This is a genomic window from Neobacillus niacini (assembly GCF_023715415.1).
In the GTDB taxonomy this organism is placed as follows: Bacteria; Bacillota; Bacilli; order Bacillales; family Cytobacillaceae; genus Neobacillus; species Neobacillus niacini_C.
Genome location: NZ_JAMBOB010000087.1, coordinates 1 through 257, shown reverse-complemented (window position 1 = coordinate 257; position 257 = coordinate 1). Strand labels below are relative to the sequence as shown.

The window sequence follows — 257 nt, the reverse complement described above, 5'->3', positions numbered from 1 at the left end:
ATAGGTCAGAGGTGGAAGCGTGGTAACATGTGGAGCTGACTGATACTAATCGTTCGAGGACTTAACCAATTTTTAAAGGCGAACTCGTTTTACAACTTCTTCTGAAATTATCTAGTTTTGAGGGAATAAAACCTCAATTTTATAGTCTGGCAGCAATGGCGAGAAGGTCACACCCGTTCCCATACCGAACACGGAAGTTAAGCTTCTCAGCGCCGATGGTAGTTGGGACTTTGTCCCTGTGAGAGTAGGACGTTGCC

The 257-nt window shown here is 45.1% G+C and carries 1 rRNA gene; it reads left to right on the top strand.

Features of this window, described 5'->3' with window-relative positions:
- Nucleotides 1–145: 145 nt before the first annotated feature.
- Nucleotides 146–257 (top strand): 5S ribosomal RNA (gene rrf, locus M3189_RS26690); the annotation flags it as partial.